At 59.3% G+C, this 17,846-nt stretch carries 13 protein-coding genes; 10 read left to right on the top strand and 3 right to left on the bottom strand.

Annotation, left to right across the window (positions count from 1 at the left end):
• Positions 1–432 precede the first annotated feature (432 nt).
• Positions 433–2,172, top strand: coding sequence for a bifunctional protein-serine/threonine kinase/phosphatase (locus ABJK70_RS08455; protein ID WP_077729538.1), 1,740 nt, complete (start codon positions 433–435; stop codon positions 2,170–2,172).
• A gap of 1 nt (position 2,173) precedes the next feature.
• Positions 2,174–2,665, top strand: coding sequence for a cyanase (gene cynS / locus ABJK70_RS08450; protein WP_205780710.1), 492 nt, complete (start codon positions 2,174–2,176; stop codon positions 2,663–2,665).
• A gap of 89 nt (positions 2,666–2,754) precedes the next feature.
• On the opposite strand, the gene ABJK70_RS08445 is transcribed toward cynS, so the two are convergent.
• The 3 genes from ABJK70_RS08445 to ABJK70_RS08435 form a co-directional block, all read right to left on the bottom strand.
• Entirely contained in the window at positions 2,755–2,925 is a 171-nt protein-coding gene (locus ABJK70_RS08445; protein ID WP_156881205.1) for a hypothetical protein, read from the bottom strand.
• Between the two features lie 313 nt (positions 2,926–3,238).
• The gene (locus ABJK70_RS08440) at positions 3,239–3,751 is read right to left on the bottom strand and encodes an alpha/beta hydrolase (protein WP_347257766.1); all 513 of its coding nucleotides are present in this window, start codon (positions 3,749–3,751) and stop codon (positions 3,239–3,241) included.
• Positions 3,741–4,064 carry an alpha/beta fold hydrolase gene (locus tag ABJK70_RS08435; RefSeq protein WP_347257765.1) on the bottom strand — a complete coding sequence of 108 codons (324 nt, stop codon included), beginning with the start codon at positions 4,062–4,064 and terminating at the stop codon, positions 3,741–3,743. Before ABJK70_RS08435 ends, ABJK70_RS08440 begins: the two co-directional genes overlap by 11 nt.
• A 627-nt stretch (positions 4,065–4,691) precedes the next feature.
• Here ABJK70_RS08435 and ABJK70_RS08430 point away from each other — a divergent pair.
• The 8 genes from ABJK70_RS08430 to ABJK70_RS08395 all read left to right on the top strand — a co-directional run bounded on the left by ABJK70_RS08430 (position 4,692) and on the right by ABJK70_RS08395 (position 17,615).
• Positions 4,692–5,642, top strand: a complete 951-nt coding sequence (locus ABJK70_RS08430) for a hypothetical protein (protein WP_086134789.1) — start codon at positions 4,692–4,694, stop codon at positions 5,640–5,642.
• Positions 5,643–6,255: 613 nt separating this feature from the next.
• Positions 6,256–7,530, top strand: a complete 1,275-nt coding sequence (locus tag ABJK70_RS08425; protein ID WP_347257764.1) for an MFS transporter — start codon at positions 6,256–6,258, stop codon at positions 7,528–7,530.
• A 42-nt stretch (positions 7,531–7,572) separates the two neighbouring features.
• Entirely contained in the window at positions 7,573–9,294 is a 1,722-nt protein-coding gene (locus tag ABJK70_RS08420) for a bifunctional protein-serine/threonine kinase/phosphatase (RefSeq protein ID WP_077729544.1), read from the top strand.
• Positions 9,295–9,653: 359 nt separating this feature from the next.
• Complete coding sequence (gene nirB, locus ABJK70_RS08415; RefSeq protein WP_347257763.1) at positions 9,654–12,092, top strand: nitrite reductase large subunit NirB; 2,439 nt, start codon at positions 9,654–9,656, stop codon at positions 12,090–12,092.
• Positions 12,089–12,418: a nitrite reductase small subunit NirD gene (nirD, locus tag ABJK70_RS08410; RefSeq protein ID WP_208110008.1), complete on the top strand. Its 330-nt coding sequence runs from the start codon at positions 12,089–12,091 to the stop codon at positions 12,416–12,418. The genes nirB and nirD overlap by 4 nt, the downstream gene beginning before the upstream one ends.
• A 63-nt stretch (positions 12,419–12,481) precedes the next feature.
• Positions 12,482–15,208 carry a nitrate reductase gene (locus ABJK70_RS08405; protein WP_347257762.1) on the top strand — a complete coding sequence of 909 codons (2,727 nt, stop codon included), beginning with the start codon at positions 12,482–12,484 and terminating at the stop codon, positions 15,206–15,208.
• Positions 15,209–15,714: 506 nt separating this feature from the next.
• Positions 15,715–17,040, top strand: coding sequence for a CmpA/NrtA family ABC transporter substrate-binding protein (locus ABJK70_RS08400; RefSeq protein WP_347257761.1), 1,326 nt, complete (start codon positions 15,715–15,717; stop codon positions 17,038–17,040).
• Positions 17,037–17,615, top strand: coding sequence for an ANTAR domain-containing protein (locus ABJK70_RS08395; protein WP_077729548.1), 579 nt, complete (start codon positions 17,037–17,039; stop codon positions 17,613–17,615). Before ABJK70_RS08400 ends, ABJK70_RS08395 begins: the two co-directional genes overlap by 4 nt.
• Positions 17,616–17,846 lie beyond the last annotated feature (231 nt).

Below are 17,846 nucleotides of genomic sequence, written 5' to 3'. Positions count from 1 at the left end.
GCCGGGTTAATCCGGGGCAGGGATGCCCCGGCGCGGCGACAAGCCGCGTGAGCCCAGGCCGGGCGTGTACCGGGCCTGGGCGGCGGCCCGAAATACCAGGAGGGTATTTACGGGCCTGATTAATAATCTGTTCAGCCGTAATTTGATCCATTGGGAACAACGGGCGATAACGATCTTGCCATGCTCTACTTGGCCTGCAGCATCATCGCCTGACGTGCGACCAGCCTACTGGGATCGGCTCCAAATAATATGCAATAAGATGAAAGAGCTTCAGCTGTCTACACGGTTGAAGCTCCCTCAATCTCGTTCTTGATCCGGTCCCCATGAAGTATTAGGCCGTTTGTGCTGGGCTTGCCGAAGCTTTGTAGTCTTTCGACAAACTCAAGGCGGGCGGCTTAAAAGCTTTACCAGGTCGGATCTATAAAAACAAAAATGTCCAGTCAATTAAGAATCTCCGTAGGACAATACTCCGACAAAGGCCGTAAGGAAACCAATCAGGATTTTCACGGTGTTTGCATACCGAAAGAGCCCCAGTTGAGCTCGAAAGGAATTGCGATTGCGCTGGCCGACGGGATCAGCAGCAGCGATGTGAGCCAGATTGCCAGCGAAGCCGCTGTTAGGAGTTTTCTCGAGGATTATTTCTGCACTTCGGACGCTTGGTCTGTCAGGAAGTCAGCACAGCGGGTTTTGATCGCGACCAACTCCTGGTTACATTCACAGACACAGCAAAGCCAGTATCGTTACGATAAAGACAGAGGTTATGTGTGCACCTTTAGCGGCATGGTGATCAAGTCAACCACCGCACATATTTTTCACGTGGGCGATACGCGCATCTATAGATTGCATGATGATGCCTTGGAGCAATTGACCAACGATCATCGATTTTGGGTATCGCAGGATAAAAGCTATCTTGGTCGGGCTTTAGGCGTTAATCCTCAGCTCGAAATTGATTATCGAGTATTGCCAGTGGAAGAAGGCGATATTTTCTTATTCGCGACAGACGGCGTTTATGAATATGCCAGTCCTCGGTTCATCATCAATGCCATCAGAGAGCATGAAGACGATCTCGATACCGCTGCGAAAGCGATCGTGGACGCAGCATACCAACAAGGCAGTCCGGATAATCTCACGGCTCAGGTCGTTAAAATCGAAAACTTGCCTAAGCAGAATCCGGATGAACTCTATCAGCAGTTAACCGAACTGCCGTTCCCCCCGATTTTGGAAGCCAGAATGGTTTTTGATGGCTACAAGATCGTCCGGGAGGTGCATGCCAGCAGTCGCAGCCATGTTTATCTGGCGGTTGATAACGAAACCGGCACACCGGTCATCATCAAAACGCCATCGATCGATCTTCGGGGCGACCCGGCTTATTTGGAAAGATTCTTGATGGAAGAATGGATCGCTCGGCGCATCAATAGTGCGTATGTACTGAAGCCTTGCGCACAGACGCGGAAACGCAACTATCTCTATATCGTCACCGAATTCATTGACGGTCAGACATTAACGCAGTGGATGATCGACAATCCGAGACCGGACCTGGAAACCGTGCGCGGCATCGTTGAACAAATTGCCAAAGGATTACGCGCTTTTCACAGGCTGGAAATGCTGCATCAGGACCTGAGACCGGACAATATCATGATCGACCGTACCGGCACGGTGAAGATCATCGATTTCGGTTCGACGAAAGTTGCCGGCCTGATGGAGATCACAACGGCAATCGAGCGAAGTCATCTGCTAGGTACTGCCCAATATACCGCGCCGGAATATTTTCTTGGCGAAAGCGGGACAACATATTCCGATATGTTTTCGCTGGGCGTTATAGCTTATCAAATGCTGTCGGGTAAACTGCCTTATGGCGCCGAAGTCTCCAAGGCCAGAACCAGAGCCGCACAAAAGAAATTAGCCTATCACTCTGTACTCGATGACGATCGGGAAATCCCTGCCTGGATCGATGATGTGCTCAGGAAGGCAGTACATCCGAACCCGTATCAGCGTTATGGGGAATTATCCGAGTTTATCTATGATCTACGCCACCCGAACCAAGCGTTTCTGAATAAGACCCGTCCACCGCTCATCGAACGTAATCCAGTAGTTTTCTGGAAAAGCGTTTCCTTCATTCTGGCAATTACTGTTGTTGCCTTATTGTTTAAGTTAACAAATAGGGGTATCTAAAATGAAAACAAAATCGACACAGACACCGTCATCTTGCAAAGCCGATTCTCTGCTGACCAAAGAACAAATGACGGACCGCATTATTACTGCAAAAGTAAAAAAACAACTCACTTGGACAGCCATTGCCGAACAGATTGGCGTCAATGAGGTTTGGCTGGCCTCGGCTTGTCTTGGCATGAACAGCATGAAACACGACATTGCCGAAAAGCTCTGCGCCATTTTGGAGCTGCCTATTGAAGTTCGAGCCGCCTTGGAAATGTTTCCTCACAAACAATGGCCCTTCGAAATACCCCAAGACCCGCTTATTTATCGGCTTTATGAAATCGTCGGCGTTTACGGAGAAACCTTGAAAGAAATCATTCATGAAAAATTCGGAGACGGTATCATGAGCGCGATAGATTTCAGCATGACGGTCGGCAAAGAAGAAAACCCAGCCGGCGATCGCGTCGTCATCACCATGAACGGTAAATTTTTGCCTTACAAATCCTGGTAAATCGGTAAAGGATTGCTTTGCCGGGCTCTATGAGACGAGTCGGCAACCGGCGGATCGGGCGAAAGAGCGGGCTCGAGTGAGAGCCGCTACTAGCTCACCGCCCGGTCGAATTCGAACTCCGGCGCCGGCTCGCCCCGCTCCAAATCGTTGGCGGAGGTTGAGCCCCAATCAGACACAGTCTGGGCGGCGATATGGAGCTGGCGTGGCATCACGCAGTCGCGATGCTCGGCCAGGAACGCCCCGATGTTGGAACGGTGCATGGCGCGGGCCGCCTCGATACCCAGCAGCAAGCCGCCGAGCACCACGGTGCGGTGGGTGCAGCCGAATCCTCACGGTCGAATTTGTATTCGGGTAGTGCCGACATTTCTCTTCCGAAGCCGAAAAAAAAAGCGCCCATGCCGGTTCCGTACGAAACCGGCCAAGGACGCCTTTGTCCGAGGAAGCGATGAACGCCGCTGTTCGCGCTTCCCCTTGGTTTTCAAAAATTCCTGTCATGGAAGGAAAATCGGCTCCCGGTCTGCGAAGAACACGTTGCTTAGACGCAGTGCAACGGTAACTTCCGCCGTTGGACGATCACGAGTGCTTACGGACGAACTCGATAATAGCCTTAGCGTACACGTCCGGGTGGGTGGCGTGCGGGATGTGCCCTGCTCCCGGAAATTTCAGGACCTCCGCGCGAGGCATCGCCTCTGCAAGCTTGCCGACTACTGGTCCGAAGATGGGTGGGCTCTGGTCGCCCAGCGTGAGGAGAGCCGGACGCGTAAACTCCTTGATCCACTCCAGCTCGAAAACCAGCTGTTCGGGATCTTTCGCCTCGTCGAGGAAGGTCGGAGCATTATCCATCATGATCTTCTTGTACTCCGGCGGCAGTTGAGCCCAGGACCCCGGGCCGAGCACAACGGTCTCGACGAACTGTTCGGCGGCGCCGGCATGATCGCCCGAGGCGATCCGTTCGACCACGCCCCCAACTCGTTGCCGAACCTGCTCCAGCATCGGCGCAACGGCGGAGTCGTCGGCGAGCAGCGCGAAGAGGGGCCGCTCGTGAATGATGAGGCCGCGAAGGAGGTCGTGCCGCTCACCGGCCAGCCGGAGCGCAATCGATGCGCCGAACGAGTTTCCCGCTACCCATGCCGGCGCGAGTCCCAGGTCCCAGGTCCTGTATCAACGCAGCAAGGTCGGCCACGTCCTCGCGCACACTGCCTTGTCCCGGTGGACACGTACTCTCGCTGTGGCCACGGCGATCGTAGGTGAGAACTCGAAAAGAGTCGACCAAACGGGGAACGAGCAGGTCCCAGTCGTGATGAGAATCCCACGAGCCGTGAACCAATACGAGGGGAACCTCCCCGCTGCCTTGGAGTTCATAGAAAAGCCGCACACCGTTGACATTTGCGGCTGCCATGCCGACCTCCTATGTCCGCGACTTCGCCCTGCAACAAAGCGTCACGGGCGATGCTCGGTGTATTTCTTTTCCTTTAATCTCGCCGTCAAACAATATCTCGCCACCCGCTTTGCAATCGGACGTTACCTTTTTGAGGGGAAAGTATTTGACGATTTCATCATACCGCGTGAGCGCATCGAATATCGTCTCCGGCCTTGCTTCGATAAAAATACTTTTCCTTATCGTAAAGCTATCCATTCTCCGTAGCGCTCCGTCTGTTTATTAGGTATTCAAAGTGAGTAGGTTACGCCGTATTGCTTTTCTCCATTCGGCTAACAACCCGCGCTTAAAGTGCTTTTCCATCGTTTCCCGCGGTTTCTGCTGATGGCGTTCATAGAGGATGCTCCAGACGGCTTGATCCGTCAGCGAGACGGGTCCTTGATATCGAGGATGACGAGCCGACCACCAGGCCGAAGCGAGCGGGCTGCGTCCCGAGCCCTACGCGTTTTTCCATCTCCAGTGATCTTGCCATTCCGCAAGTTAAATAAGGCAAACCTGCCCGTCTCCGGGGAAGGTTGCAACTCGTTCCTCCCCGGGATATAAGAAACACCCATTCGTTGTCCGGAAATCGTGCCCGCCATCCGCAAGATGAGTACTCGTATCGAATATCCGCACCACAGGTTGCAGCTCATGTTCCTGTTGTCGATAACCGCCGGCGTGGTTCTTCACCTGCTGCAACTGCCGAGCCTGTTGCCCCAGCGGGAGGCCGGGACGATTATGCTGCTGGCGGCATGGCCTCAGCGCTTCTATTTCTGGACATTCGAAGCGCTGGCCTGGTTGCTTGCCGGAACTGCACTTGCCTTGAACCTCTTCTCGCCGAACCTTCCGGCCTGGTACGAGGGCGCAACCCCAACTCAGCGAGCGCGTGCATTGGGTACCGCCCTGGTCCTGGTTCAGCTCCTGCTCGGTCTCGGGTTTTGGCTTACCCGAGACAAGGGAGCGGACCAGCTCAGATGGCTGCGTGCCGCGTTCTGGATGGGCGGCGAGTTCCGAATTCCGGCCATTTTTGCAAGCTTACAGCTCTGGTTTGCCGCGTGGCTTTCGTTCCAGTGCTACCGCCTCGACCGCGCGATTTTCTGGTTCGCGTCCGCGCTGGTATGTACCTACCTCGGGTTCGATGAGTTGCTTTCGTTCCACGAGGCGGTCGGCGTCTTGCTGAAAGGCAGCACACTGATCGGCGACGGCGAGAACACCCTGAGCGTCGGCCCGGTCAGGACGTATTTCTGGCCACTGGTTTTCCTGCCGTTGCTGCTGGTCATGAGCGCCTGGTTTCTTGTCGCGGCACGTCGAGCGGTCGGCCCCCGCGCCCTGTGGCAACTGGTATTGGCCGGGCTCGTATTCGCGACAGGCGCGCTGGGCTTCGAGATCGTCGAGGCGAACGGCGCAGCACGCCTGGGAGAAGCATGGTTTAACTCCACGCCGGGGCAGGTCGTACTTCTGGCGGAGGAATCCTTCGAAACACTGGGGGTGACGCTCGCCGTCGTCGTATTCGCGAGGCACCGCTGGCAAACCCTTGCCGTGTCCCGCGGCGTCGATTGAACGGCCGGTTCACCCCGGCCGTACCTCGGTGGTGCCGGACGCGGAAACACCACCGAAACCTTCAAGTCGCGCTGTTCCGGGCCTTCCAGCAATTTCAGCGTTGCGCCCGACGGGACCGTAGGCTGGGTTGCAGCGATAGCGAAAACCCAGCTAATCCACGTCTTAAACTGACGAAAAAACCGCATCACTCGCGAACGATGCGGTTTATGCCCGGCCAGTCCCGGTTCGGCATCCAACCGGCTCCACCTGCTCTATCCGTTACTTTATATAGACTCACCGGAATACGGGTGCCGTCTTACCACCGTTAAGCGCCCGCGATCCGTACCTGCGCTTCAACTCGGTGCACCGTAGGCGCAACAATGGTGCAAATAGCTGCGGGAAGGCATTCTGCACAGCCCAGCGGACCGCCGAAATGCCTAGCCGACGTGCTTCCGCGCTGTTTGGCACGCGAGCTGCTTACATCAATCAATAGAATGTACCTGCGCCAACGGTGGCGTTCAGGAACATGGCAAAGGCGTCTTGCGATCATCGTGCATCGATGTTCGCCGGGCGCTTTTTTTTTGCTCCGGATTCACCGGAGAGCGGCTCTAGGATTTTTCGAGAAGATTTGTCGATGGACTTCAAAGAATTCAAGCGTGCCGGCCACTGGCCAACCCTGTTGTCCGCCTTTCTTTATTTCGACGTCTCCTTCATGGTCTGGGTGATGCTCGGGCCCTTGTCCCTGTACATCACCAAGGATCTGGGGCTACCGGTGGGGGAGAAGTTCACCATTGTCGCGATTCCCATCCTGTCCGGCGCAATATTCCGCATCGTTCTGGGTTCGATGGCCGACCATCTGGGACCCAAGCTGACCGGCGTTCTGGCCCAATTGCTGGTGATCCTCGGGCTCACCTATGTATTCGTGTTCGGCCTGCATTCCAAGCTGGAAGTGGAGTTGCTGGGATTGCTCCTGGGCATCGCCGGAGCCAGCTTCGCCGTGGCCTTGCCCCAGGCCAGCCGCTGGTATCCGCCCCAATACCAGGGCGTGGTGATGGGTATCGCGGGAGCCGGCAATATGGGGGTAGTCCTGGATTCCATGATCGTCCCTTGGCTGGCGGAACGTTTCGGCTGGCAGGCGGTGTTCGGTTTCCTGCTCATTCCTCTGGTGCTGGTGCTCGTCATCTACGCCGTTCTCGTCAAGGATGCCCCCGACAAACGCACGCCGGTCACCCTGGCCAACTACGCCGCGGTCATGAAGGACCCCGACACCTGGTGGTTCATGTTCTTTTATTCCATTACCTTTGGGGGCTTCGTGGGGCTCGGCAATGCCCTGCCTCTTTATTTCACCAACTGGTATCACGTCTCCGGAATAGCCGCGGGCATGATGGTCGCGCTCGTGGTATTCGCCGGCTCGATGTTCCGGCCGGTGGGAGGGCTTTTGGCCGATCGGGTAGGCGGCATCCGTGCCCTGCAAGTTCTGTTCGTAATCGTTTCCCTGAGCTATCTCGCGATTTCGTTCTTGCCGGAGGGGCCGGCGCCGCAATCGGCGAGCGACGCGAAAGTGGCCGGCTGGGGTCTGTTCGAACTGCCGGCGCTCGCATGGTCTGCCGTCGGCATTTTTTTCGTCGGCACGCTGGCCCTGGGGATGGGCAACGGAGCGGTATTCCAGTTGGTGCCGCTGCGTTTCCGCAGGGAAATCGGCGTGATTACCGGACTCGTCGGCTGCGCCGGAGGTGTGGGCGGATTCTTCCTGGCCAAGACCCTGGGCTGGTCCTGGAATGTGCAACACGGCTTCGCGCTGGGTTTCAGCGTGTTCGCGGGGCTGCCGCTCCTGGGGCTCGTCGGCCTGATCATGGTCAAGAAACGCTGGCGCACGACCTGGGGCGCGGTATCCGGTGCGCGGGTCTGAGCATGGCGGAATGGGGATAAGGGAACACACCGGGGTGCGTCAGTGACTGCGAACGGACAACTCGCCTTGAGCGCCGCCTTCGCTTCCCGCCAAGGGCGGCGCGAAGACAACCAGGACTACGCCGGTATCGCTCAACCGTCGCAGCAGGAACTGGCCTGTCGCGGCGTCGTCGCGGCGGTGGCGGACGGCATGGGCGGGGCCAAGGGAGGGCGGGTAGCCGCGGAGTTGTGCATGCACAGCTTCATGGAAGCCTATTACAGCCTGGCCGAAACCTTGGCGGTGGAGCAGTTGCTGGATCGAAGCCTGGATGCCGCCAATCGCTGGATACACGCGATGGGCAAGCGTGACCCGAATCTCGCCCACATGGCTACCACCTTCAGTGCCTTGATTCTTCGCGGCCGCCGCGCACATCTAATACACGTCGGCGACTCGCGCATCTACCGCCTGCGCGGCGAGCGGCTGGAGCTGCTGACGAAGGATCACACTTTGAACGGCCCCGAACTGGACCATATCCTGTACCGGGCCGTGGGCCTGGAGCCCCTGCTCCGGACCGACTACGCCGTGCACACGCTCGAAATCCACGACCGTTTCCTGCTGTGCAGCGACGGCCTACACGGCGGACTTAAACAAGCCGAGATCGCGCGCATCCTGCTGGAAAGGGCCGCGCCCCAAAGCAGTGCGGACGCTCTGGTCGAATCGGCGCTGGAGCGCGGCAGCACCGACAACGTCACCGCGCTGGTGGTGGATGTCATCGCCCTGCCCCGGGCCGACCGTCAATCGCTGCGGGAAATCATCGAGTCCTTGCCGATCCTGGAACTACCCCGTCCCGGCGACACGGTGGATGATTTTCAACTGGAAGAACTGCTGTCTTCCGGGCGATACAGCGCGCTGTTCCGCGCGGTCGACCGGCGCAACGGCAACCCGGTGGTCATCAAGTTCCCTCATCCGCGGGTAGCCAGCGAGCGGCAATATCACGATGCCTTTGTCCGGGAAGCATGGATCGGCGGGCGGGTGAAGAGTCCGTGGGTGGCCGAAATTTTGGAACAGCCGCCGGAGCGGCAAAGCCGTCTCTACTCGGTCATGCCGTATTATCGCGGCGCCACGCTCGAACGGCACCTGCGGCGAAACGCACGCATCGGCCTGGAGCCAGGCATCGACCTCGCTCTCAAACTGTGCAAGGCGGTGCACGCACTGCACCGCCAGCAGATCGTGCACCGCGACATCAAGCCCGACAACATCCTGCTTCCGGACGACGGCGGCCTGAAACTGCTGGATCTCGGAATCGCCCGGTTGCCGGCCTGGGACGAGGACCAGGCCGATCCGATGCCGGGCACCGCCAGCTACATGGCGCCGGAACTGTTTCACGGCGAGCGGGGCAGCGTCGCCAGCGACATCTTCGCGCTGGGGGTAACGCTCTATCGCGTGTTCTCCGGAGGTGCCTATCCCTACGGCGAGATCGAGCCATTCAGCACGCCCCGATTCGGAAAACCCAAACCCCTGACCAGCCGCCGTCCGGATTTGCCGGTCTGGCTGGACGCCGCCTTGGCGCGCGCGGTCGCGATCGACCCCGGCGAACGCTATGCCGACGCCATCGAGCTGGCCTTCGAGCTGGAATCCGGATTATCGAAAGGCGGCGGCAAGCGTGTCTCCGCCCGTCCCCTTCCCCTGTACCAGCGCAATCCGGTTCTGTTCTGGCAACTGACCGCGCTGCTCCTGTTCGGATTGCTGATGGTGTGCCTGTTTCAGGTCTACGGGAGGGTTTAGGTGTTTATCAATGCAGTAAGTAAAGCCGTCATGCCGGCAGGGAAGGGTCATCCGGGCGCTCCCCGGATGACCGTTTGCGATTGGAAGGGTCATCCGGGCGCTCCCTGGATGACCGTTTGCGATTGGAATGCCGGCATCCAGAGCACAGGGATTGTGATCCGGGCCGATGCCATCCCTGGCGTCTGGATTCCGGCACAAAACCGTCGGGAACGGTTTTGGACAGCCGCAGGCTGGTCTGAAGGACGAGCCCCCTGGGAAGGGGCGAGCAATCCGTGCCGGAATGACGAGGTTCATCTCACGTCCCCGCATCCTACGAAAGTTGATTTGACGAATGGGATTCATCCCGGAGGAGGTAAGCCATGAAAAAACAGAGACTCATCGTAATCGGCAACGGTATGGCCGGCATACGCACAGTCGAGGAGCTGCTGAAAATCGCTCCCGACGCATACGACGTCACCGTGTTCGGTGCCGAACCGCACTGCAATTACAACCGTATCCTCCTATCCCCGGTCCTGGCCGGCGAGAAGACGCTTAACGACATCATCTTGAACGATGACGACTGGTACGCGTCGAACGGCATCACGCTGCACAAGGGGCGGAAGGTCGTCGCGATCGACCGTCGGCGGCGGCTGGTTCGTACCGAAGACGGGCTGGAGGCCGGCTACGACCGACTGCTGCTCGCCACCGGCTCCATGCCTTTCATGCTGCCGGTCCCAGGCAGGGATCTGCCGGGCGTAATCGGTTTTCGCGACATCCGCGACGTGGAACTGATGCTGGAGGCTTCGCAGAAGTACCGGCATGCGGTCGTCATCGGCGGCGGCCTCTTGGGGCTTGAAGCGGCCAACGGGCTGAAAAAGCGGGGGATGGCGGTTACTGTCGTGCATCTCCTCGATACCCTGATGGAAAGGCAACTGGACAAACCTGCCGCGGACCTTTTGAAACGGGCGCTCGAGGACAGCGGCCTCGATTTCCGAATGGAAGCGCAGACCGAAGCTATCCTCGGCCACGACCGCGTCACCGGCGTACGCTTCAAGGACGGCTCGGAAACCCCGGCCGATCTGGTGGTCATGGCAGTGGGCATCCGCCCCAACGTCGATCTCGCCAAGAGCGCCGGCATCCATTGCGAGCGAGGCATCCTGGTCAACGACACCCTGCAAACCTTCGATCCCCGCATTTATGCCGTAGGCGAATGCGTGCAACACCGGAAGCAGCTTTTCGGCCTGGTGGCCCCGCTTTTCGAGCAGGCCAAGGTCTGCGCGAATCACCTGGCGGAATACGGCATCGCGCGCTACGAGGGCTCGGTGACGTCCACCAAGCTGAAAGTGACCGGCATCGATCTTTTCTCCGCGGGCGAGTTTCAGGGCGGAAACGGCTACGAAGAATTGTTGTTTCAAGATCCCGCCCGAGGCATCTACAAAAAGCTGGTGGTCGAATCCAACCGCATCAAGGGCGCGGTGCTTTATGGCGATACCGGCGACGGCGCCTGGTACTTCCAGTTGATGCGGGACGGCACCGATATCTCCGCGTTCCGGGAAAACGTCCTGTTCGGGCAGGCGCATCTGGGCGATGCCGGCCACGGAGCGGACAACCGCGCGGCGCTCATGCCGGACACGGCGGAGGTCTGCGGCTGCAACGGCGTGTGCAAGAAGGCGATCGTCGACGCCATCGTTCAGAAAAAGCTATTCACTCTGGAAGACGTGCGCACCCATACCAAGGCCTCGGCGTCCTGTGGCTCGTGCACCGGTTTGGTGGAGCAGATCCTACAAAGCACCCTGGGCAGCGATTACTCGGTCAGTCCGGCCAAAAAGCCGCTGTGCAAATGCACCGACCATACCCATGAAGAAGTGCGAGAGGCCATTCGCGCGGAAAATCTCAAGACAATTCCCGAAGTCATGCGATTCCTCGATTGGAAAACCGTCGACGGCTGCCATTCCTGCCGCCCCGCGCTCAATTATTACCTGCTCTGCCAGTGGCCCAACGAATACCGGGACGATCCGCAGTCGCGCTTCATCAACGAGCGGGCCCACGCCAATATCCAGAAGGACGGCACCTATTCAGTGGTGCCGCGGATTTGGGGCGGCGTCACCAATCCTCGGGAGCTGCGCGCCATCGCCGACGTGGCCGAAAAGTTCGAGATTCCGACGGTCAAGATCACCGGCGGCCAGCGTATCGATCTTCTGGGCGTCCCGAAACAACAGCTTCCAGCGGTTTGGGCGGAACTCGGCAAGCACGGTCTGGTCTCCGGCCATGCCTACGGCAAATCGCTGCGCACGGTGAAAACCTGCGTCGGCAAGGAATGGTGCCGGTTCGGCACGCAAGATTCCACCAAGATGGGCATAGACCTCGAGAAAATGACCTGGGGGTCGTGGACGCCGGCCAAGGTCAAGATGGCGGTATCGGGCTGCCCTCGCAACTGCGCCGAGGCCACGATCAAGGACTTCGGCGTGGTGGCGGTGGATTCAGGCTGGGAACTTCACGTCGGCGGCAACGGCGGCGTGAAGGTCCGCGCCACCGATTTTCTGTGCAAGGTCGATACGGAAGAGGAAGTGAAGGAATACTGCGGCGCCTATATGCAGCTATACCGGGAAGAAGCCCGCTACCTGGAGCGGACCGCGCACTGGATCGAACGCGTCGGTCTCGCTTATGTCCAGGAGCGCATCGTCTCGAATCCGGAAAGCCGACGCGCCTTGTACGAGCGGTTTCTCGAATCGCAGAAAAGCGCCCAGATCGATCCATGGGCGGTTCTCGCCAAGGAATCCGAGCGGCAACACTTCGAACCCTTGAGGAAAGTAGGATGAATGTCATGAGCGACTGGATCGAAATCGGCCGAATCGAGGACATTCCCCGCCAAGGCGCTCGCGTCGTCGCCACGCCGGCTGGCAATGTCGCCATCTTCCGCACCCTGAACGACGAAATTTTCGCGGTTCGCGACCTCTGCCCGCACAAAGGAGGGCCGCTCTCCCAAGGCATCGTATGCGGAAAGCGGGTGGCCTGTCCGTTGCACAACTGGGTGATCGACCTGGCGTCCGGCGAAGCCGCTCCGCCGGACGAGGGCCGAACGGCGTGCTTTCCGGTAAAGCTGGAAAACGAAAGGTTGTGGTTGCAACTCGATAGGCCGGAATAGCCGGAATTCCGAAAACGTTTGCCCTTATCCCAGCCACACTTCGTTATTAAGAGGAAGAGAAACGTGAGTTCTGCACCGCTCTCAGATCCGTCCTTAACAGCGGACGATGCGCCCATCGCCACCACCTGTCCCTACTGTGGCGTCGGCTGCGGCGTGCTGGCCAAGCCGCGCGGTCCCGAGTCGGCGGACATCAAGGGCGATCCGGAACATCCGTCCAATTTCGGGCGGCTTTGCTCCAAGGGCTCGTCGCTTGGCGAAACGCTGTCGCTGGAAACTCGGCTGCTTTATCCCGAGATCACGGGCCGGCGGGTGAGTTGGGACGAAGCGCTAGGCACCGTCGCCGACACGCTTCGCCGGACCATCGATACCCACGGTCCCGACTCGGTGGCGTTCTACGTCTCCGGCCAGCTCTTGACCGAGGACTATTACGTCGCGAACAAGCTGATGAAGGGTTTCATCGGCTCGGGAAATATCGATACCAATTCCCGCCTCTGCATGTCGTCCACGGTCGCGGCCCAGAAACGGGCCTTCGGCGAGGATGTCGTGCCCGGCTGTTACGAGGACCTGGAACTCGCCGATCTCGTCGTGCTGGTCGGTTCCAACGCGGCCTGGTGCCATCCGGTGCTGTTTCAGCGTCTGGTTGCGGCCAAACGGGAAAATCCCCGCCTGAAGATCGTCAACATCGATCCGCGCCGCACGGCGACGAGTCAGTCCGCCGATCTGCATCTCCCGATACGGCCGGGTACCGACGTGGTTCTGTTCAACGGACTCCTGAATTATCTGCGCCAGGATGACAGGATCGATTTCGCCTTCCTGGAAAATCATCTCGGTCGCTATGCCGAAGCGTTCGAGAACGCGCGCAAAACGGCTCCTTCCTTGCCTGCTGTTGCCAGGATCTGCGGTATTCCCGAAGAGGACCTCGCGAGCTTTTACCAATGGTTCGCCCGCACCGAAAAAGTCGTCACCGCCTGGTCGCAGGGCGTCAACCAGTCGTCCAGCGGCACCGACAAGGTCAACAGCATCATCAACGTTCATCTTGCCACCGGGCGGATCGGCAAACCGGGCATGGGCCCCTTCTCCCTGACCGGCCAGCCCAACGCCATGGGCGGGCGGGAGGTCGGCGGACTCGCCAATCAGCTCGCGGCGCATCTCGACATCGAGAATCCCGAACACCGGGCTCTCGTGCAGGAGTACTGGAATGCGCCGCGCATGCTGGATAAGTCCGGACTCAAGGCCGTGGAGCTGTTTCAGGCGATCGCCGAGGGACGCATCAAGGCAGTCTGGATCATGGCCACCAATCCGGCCGTTAGCCTGCCGGACGCGAACGCGGTGCGGGACGCGCTCCGCCGCTGCGAATTCGTGGTGGTTTCCGAATGCGAGTCGGGCACCGACTTGGGCGCCTACGCACATGTGAACCTGCCCGCGCTGGCCTGGGGTGAGAAGGACGGCACCGTCACCAACTCGGAGCGTCGCATTTCCCGGCAGCGGGCATTTCTGACAGTGCCGGGCGAAGCCAAGCCGGATTGGTGGATCGTCAGCCGGGTTGCCCAGCGCATGGGATACGACGAAGGTTTTTGCTACCGGTCGGCCTGGGAAATTTTCCTGGAGCACGCCCGGTTGTCCGGTCTTCAAAACGGCGGCAAACGGGTGTTCGACATTTCCGGTCTCGCGGAACTCGATCGCGCCGGCTACGATGCCTTGAGGCCGATCCAGTGGCCGGTAAATGGGCGTTATCCGAACGGCGCGTCTCGCCTGTTCGACGCAGGCGGGTTTTCAAGCATCAGCCGCCGCGCCGAAATGGTGCCGGTGGTCCCCAAAGCGCCGGCCAACCCGCCCGACGCGGCCTATCCGCTGGTGCTCAATACCGGGCGTATCCGCGATCAATGGCACACCATGACCCGCACCGGCAAAACCGCCCGGTTGACCAACCATGTTCCCGAGCCTTACGCCGAGCTGAACCCCCGCGATGCGGCCCGATTCGCCATTCAGGACGGAACCCTGGTTCGACTCGAGAGCCGGTTCGGCCAAGCCTTGGTCCGCGCCCGCGTCAGTAAAGACCAGCAGCCCGGATCGGTGTTCGTGCCCATGCACTGGAGCGGACCCTATGCCAGCAAAGGCTTAATCAATGCCTTGGTCAACCCGGCAACCGATCCCATGTCCGGCGAACCCGAATCCAAGCACACACCGCTCCGGATTGCGCCCTATCGGCCGGCGTGGCACGGCTTCTTGCTGTCGCGCGAACCGCTTGACGCTATCGAGGTCGAGTACCGCGTCACGATACGGGGAGACGGCCATTGGCTTTACGAGCTGGCACATTCCGAGTCACCTTCGGACTGGCCTGTCTGGATGCGCGGCTTGTTCGCCCATCCCTCGGGTTCGCGCGAATCCGCGTCCGCCGAGCCGGTGCCCGGCAGGGAAGAATGGCTGGAGTTCGCTGACATCCACTCGGGCCGGTACCGCTGCGCACGCCTCCTCGGCGGACGTTTGCAGTTTTGCGCCTTCATAGACCGGAGCTTCGAGCTGCCGCCGCGCAGTTGGCTAGCCGGTCTATTCGCACTGGATGAAGTGCCCGATCGGGCACGCATGAGCCTTTTGGCCGGAAAACCGGCTTCGGCCGAGGATGATCAGGGGCGTATCGTCTGCTCCTGTTTCGGGGTCGGCATCAATACCTTGAAACGCGCCATTCAGAAGCAAAATCTGTCGACAACGGAACAAATTGGTGCAGCACTCAAAGCGGGAACCAATTGCGGTTCCTGTATTCCCGAGCTCAAGTCCTTATTGCAGGGGTAAAAACACAATCGCCGCTGCGGCGGCACAAGGCGTCTAGCATTGCCTCGTATTTGTGCACTTCAACGGCCTATGTTCCTATTTAAGGCATCGCTTATCTCGGCCTAATTCAAAATCGCTTTTAATAAAGAATTCATGTTTGTAGGGTGGGTTAGGCCGGAGGCCGTAACCCACCGAGCGACCTCGAATCGGTGGGTTACGCGGAGCCTGTCGAAGGGCCTGTCCCGAGCGGAGACTAGGGGCTAACCCACCATCGATGGGTTTCGCTTCGCTCTACCCATCCTACGATGAATGTTCACTCGAATGCCGAACGGAATGACGTAGGTCGGCAATCCCTTGCCGACTGTCTGGGCTACGGCCAAGCACTGGACCGTATGGCACGATCATTGCTGAAACCATAACGTCGTGGCAGGCTACTCGCGCCGTAACTGCTATCGGAGCCGATACGCTCTTGACGCTTCACAATCCAATCCATCCTGGAGAATTTTGGACAAGGAGACCCTTAACTCATGACCTCGGTTCCCCAATGGCTGCGCCCTGGCGTTCATGCGGCAGGCGGCGAAGGACTCGAGAAAACCCAGATCGACTTGGGTTTCATCCCGCTGACGGACTGCGCACCGCTCGTCATCGCCTACGAAAAAGGTTTTTTTCGAAAACACGGGCTGGAGGCGAGACTTTCCAGAGAGGTGTCCTGGGCCAATATCCGCGACAAGGTATTCGCCGGCTTGCTGGACGGCGGTCATATGCTGGCACCCATGCCCATCGCCACGACGCTCGGTCTCGGGGAACTGAAAAAACCGACCATCGCCGCTCTGTCCCTGGATCTCAACGGCAACGCCATTACCGTTTCCCTGGACTTGTACCGGCGCATGGCCGAACTCGATCCGGCGGCGGCAGCCGAGCGGTCCATGAGCGTCCGTGCACTGAAGAAAGTCATCGATACCGGCAAGAACTCAGGAAGCGAGCCCTTGTGCTTCGCAACGGTATTTCCGTTCTCCCCCCATAACTACATGCTGCGCTACTGGCTGGCCGCCGGCGGCATCGATCCGGACCGCGACGTGCGCCTGGTCGTGATCCCGCCGCCGCACATGGTGAAGTACCTGAGCAGCGGAGAAATAGACGGTTACTGCGTCGGAGAACCGTGGAACGCGCAGGCCGTGGCCACCGGCGTCGGACGCACGCTGATCACCGATTATGAAATCTGGAACAACAAGCCGGAAAAAGTGCTGGGCGTGAACCGGGAGTGGGCCGAACAACATCCTAACACTCACCGCGCCATGCTGATGGCGCTGCTGGAGGCAGCGCAATGGATCGATCAACCGGAAAACCGTATCGAAGTGGCCGATATTCTGGCTCGGGAGGAATACGTCAACGCACCGGCTGACGTGGTGAAAATGTCCATGGTCGGCTCGTTTCGCTACCAGGTCGACGCCGCGCCCGCGCCGCTTCCCGACTTTAACGTGTTCTTCCGTTATGCCGCGACGTTTCCCTGGCGCTCCCATGCCGTTTGGTTCATCACTCAGATGTACCGTTGGGGACAACTCCGCGATCCCGTAGACATGCGAAAGCTTGCCGAAGAGGTCTATCGGCCCGATCTTTACCGCGAAGCCGCCCAGGCTCTGGGCCTGCCCTTCCCCACCGCGGACTACAAGACCGAGGGGCAGCACGGCGAACCGTGGACGCTTCGGGAAGCCACCGAGCCGATGATCCTGGGTACGGACCGGTTCCTGGACGGCGGCACCTTCGATGCGCTCCGTCCGGTGGATTATCTGGAGCGCTTCGAACTGCACAATTGGCAGGTTTCACTGGACGAACTGGCCAAGGTCAATCCATGAGCCTCAGAATCATGCTGGTCGATCAGGATTCGGCGCGCAGCGCCATATTGGAGCAAGCGCTGCACGATGCCGGACATCAGGTCGTCGCCCGGATCAAGCACGGCCACAACCTGCTTCGGGAACTCAAGGAATGCCAGCCGGACATGGTGATCATGGATCTGGAGGCGCCGGGCCGCGACACCTTGGAGCAAATGCGGGAGATCAGCCGCGACCAGCCGAGACCGATCATCCTGTTCTCGAACAAGCGCGACGGCGATTACATCCGCCAGGCCGTGCAGGCCGGGGTAAGCGCCTATGTGGTGGACGGCCTCAGCCAGGAACGCATCATGCCCATCGTCGAGGTGGCCATGGCCCGTTTTCGCGAATTCGAGGCGCTCAAGCGCGAACTGCATGAAACCAAAACCCAGCTAGCCGACCGGAAAGTGGTGGACAAAGCCAAGGGCATTTTGATGCAGCGAAAAGGAATGAGCGAGGACGAAGCCTATCAGTTGCTGCGCAAAACGGCCATGAGCCGCAACATGCGCATCGCGGACGTCGCCAGGACCCTGCTTACCCTGGAAGGGCTGACGGACTGACTTCGGGGCGAATTCCGCCCGCCTTTCGCGCATCGCGCACTCTTTTGTCGCACCCGATGCACCAGCCCACCCGCCCGGCGCCTCCGCACTGCGCCGCCAGCTGCTGTTTCAGAGCTGTTTAGCGCGTTAAACGAGCTTGGCACGCTTCCTGTTAGTCCTATGAAAGCTAGAGTCGCGCGCTGACGGCGGCGCTCGACTTCCGGACAAAGGCGTCCTCCCGCAGCTCTTCAA

It is taken from the genome of Methylocaldum sp. (genome assembly GCF_039794385.1).
Classification (GTDB): Bacteria; Pseudomonadota; Gammaproteobacteria; order Methylococcales; family Methylococcaceae; genus Methylocaldum.
Note: the sequence above shows the minus strand (reverse complement) of the source record. Positions and strands in the feature narration are given on the sequence as shown.

What these genes read in the sequence shown, in the direction of transcription:
- ABJK70_RS08455 (WP_077729538.1), top strand. Translation starts at nt 433, where the DNA reads ATGTCCAGTCAATTAAGAATCTCCGTAGGACAATACTCCGACAAAGGC.
- cynS (WP_205780710.1), top strand. Translation starts at nt 2,174, where the DNA reads ATGAAAACAAAATCGACACAGACACCGTCATCTTGCAAAGCCGATTCT.
- ABJK70_RS08445 (WP_156881205.1), bottom strand. Translation starts at nt 2,925, where the DNA reads ATGCACCGTTCCAACATCGGGGCGTTCCTGGCCGAGCATCGCGACTGC.
- ABJK70_RS08435 (WP_347257765.1), bottom strand. Translation starts at nt 4,064, where the DNA reads ATGGCAGCCGCAAATGTCAACGGTGTGCGGCTTTTCTATGAACTCCAA.
- ABJK70_RS08430 (WP_086134789.1), top strand. Translation starts at nt 4,692, where the DNA reads ATGAGTACTCGTATCGAATATCCGCACCACAGGTTGCAGCTCATGTTC.
- ABJK70_RS08425 (WP_347257764.1), top strand. Translation starts at nt 6,256, where the DNA reads ATGGACTTCAAAGAATTCAAGCGTGCCGGCCACTGGCCAACCCTGTTG.
- nirB (WP_347257763.1), top strand. Translation starts at nt 9,654, where the DNA reads ATGAAAAAACAGAGACTCATCGTAATCGGCAACGGTATGGCCGGCATA.
- nirD (WP_208110008.1), top strand. Translation starts at nt 12,089, where the DNA reads ATGAATGTCATGAGCGACTGGATCGAAATCGGCCGAATCGAGGACATT.
- ABJK70_RS08400 (WP_347257761.1), top strand. Translation starts at nt 15,715, where the DNA reads ATGACCTCGGTTCCCCAATGGCTGCGCCCTGGCGTTCATGCGGCAGGC.
- ABJK70_RS08395 (WP_077729548.1), top strand. Translation starts at nt 17,037, where the DNA reads ATGAGCCTCAGAATCATGCTGGTCGATCAGGATTCGGCGCGCAGCGCC.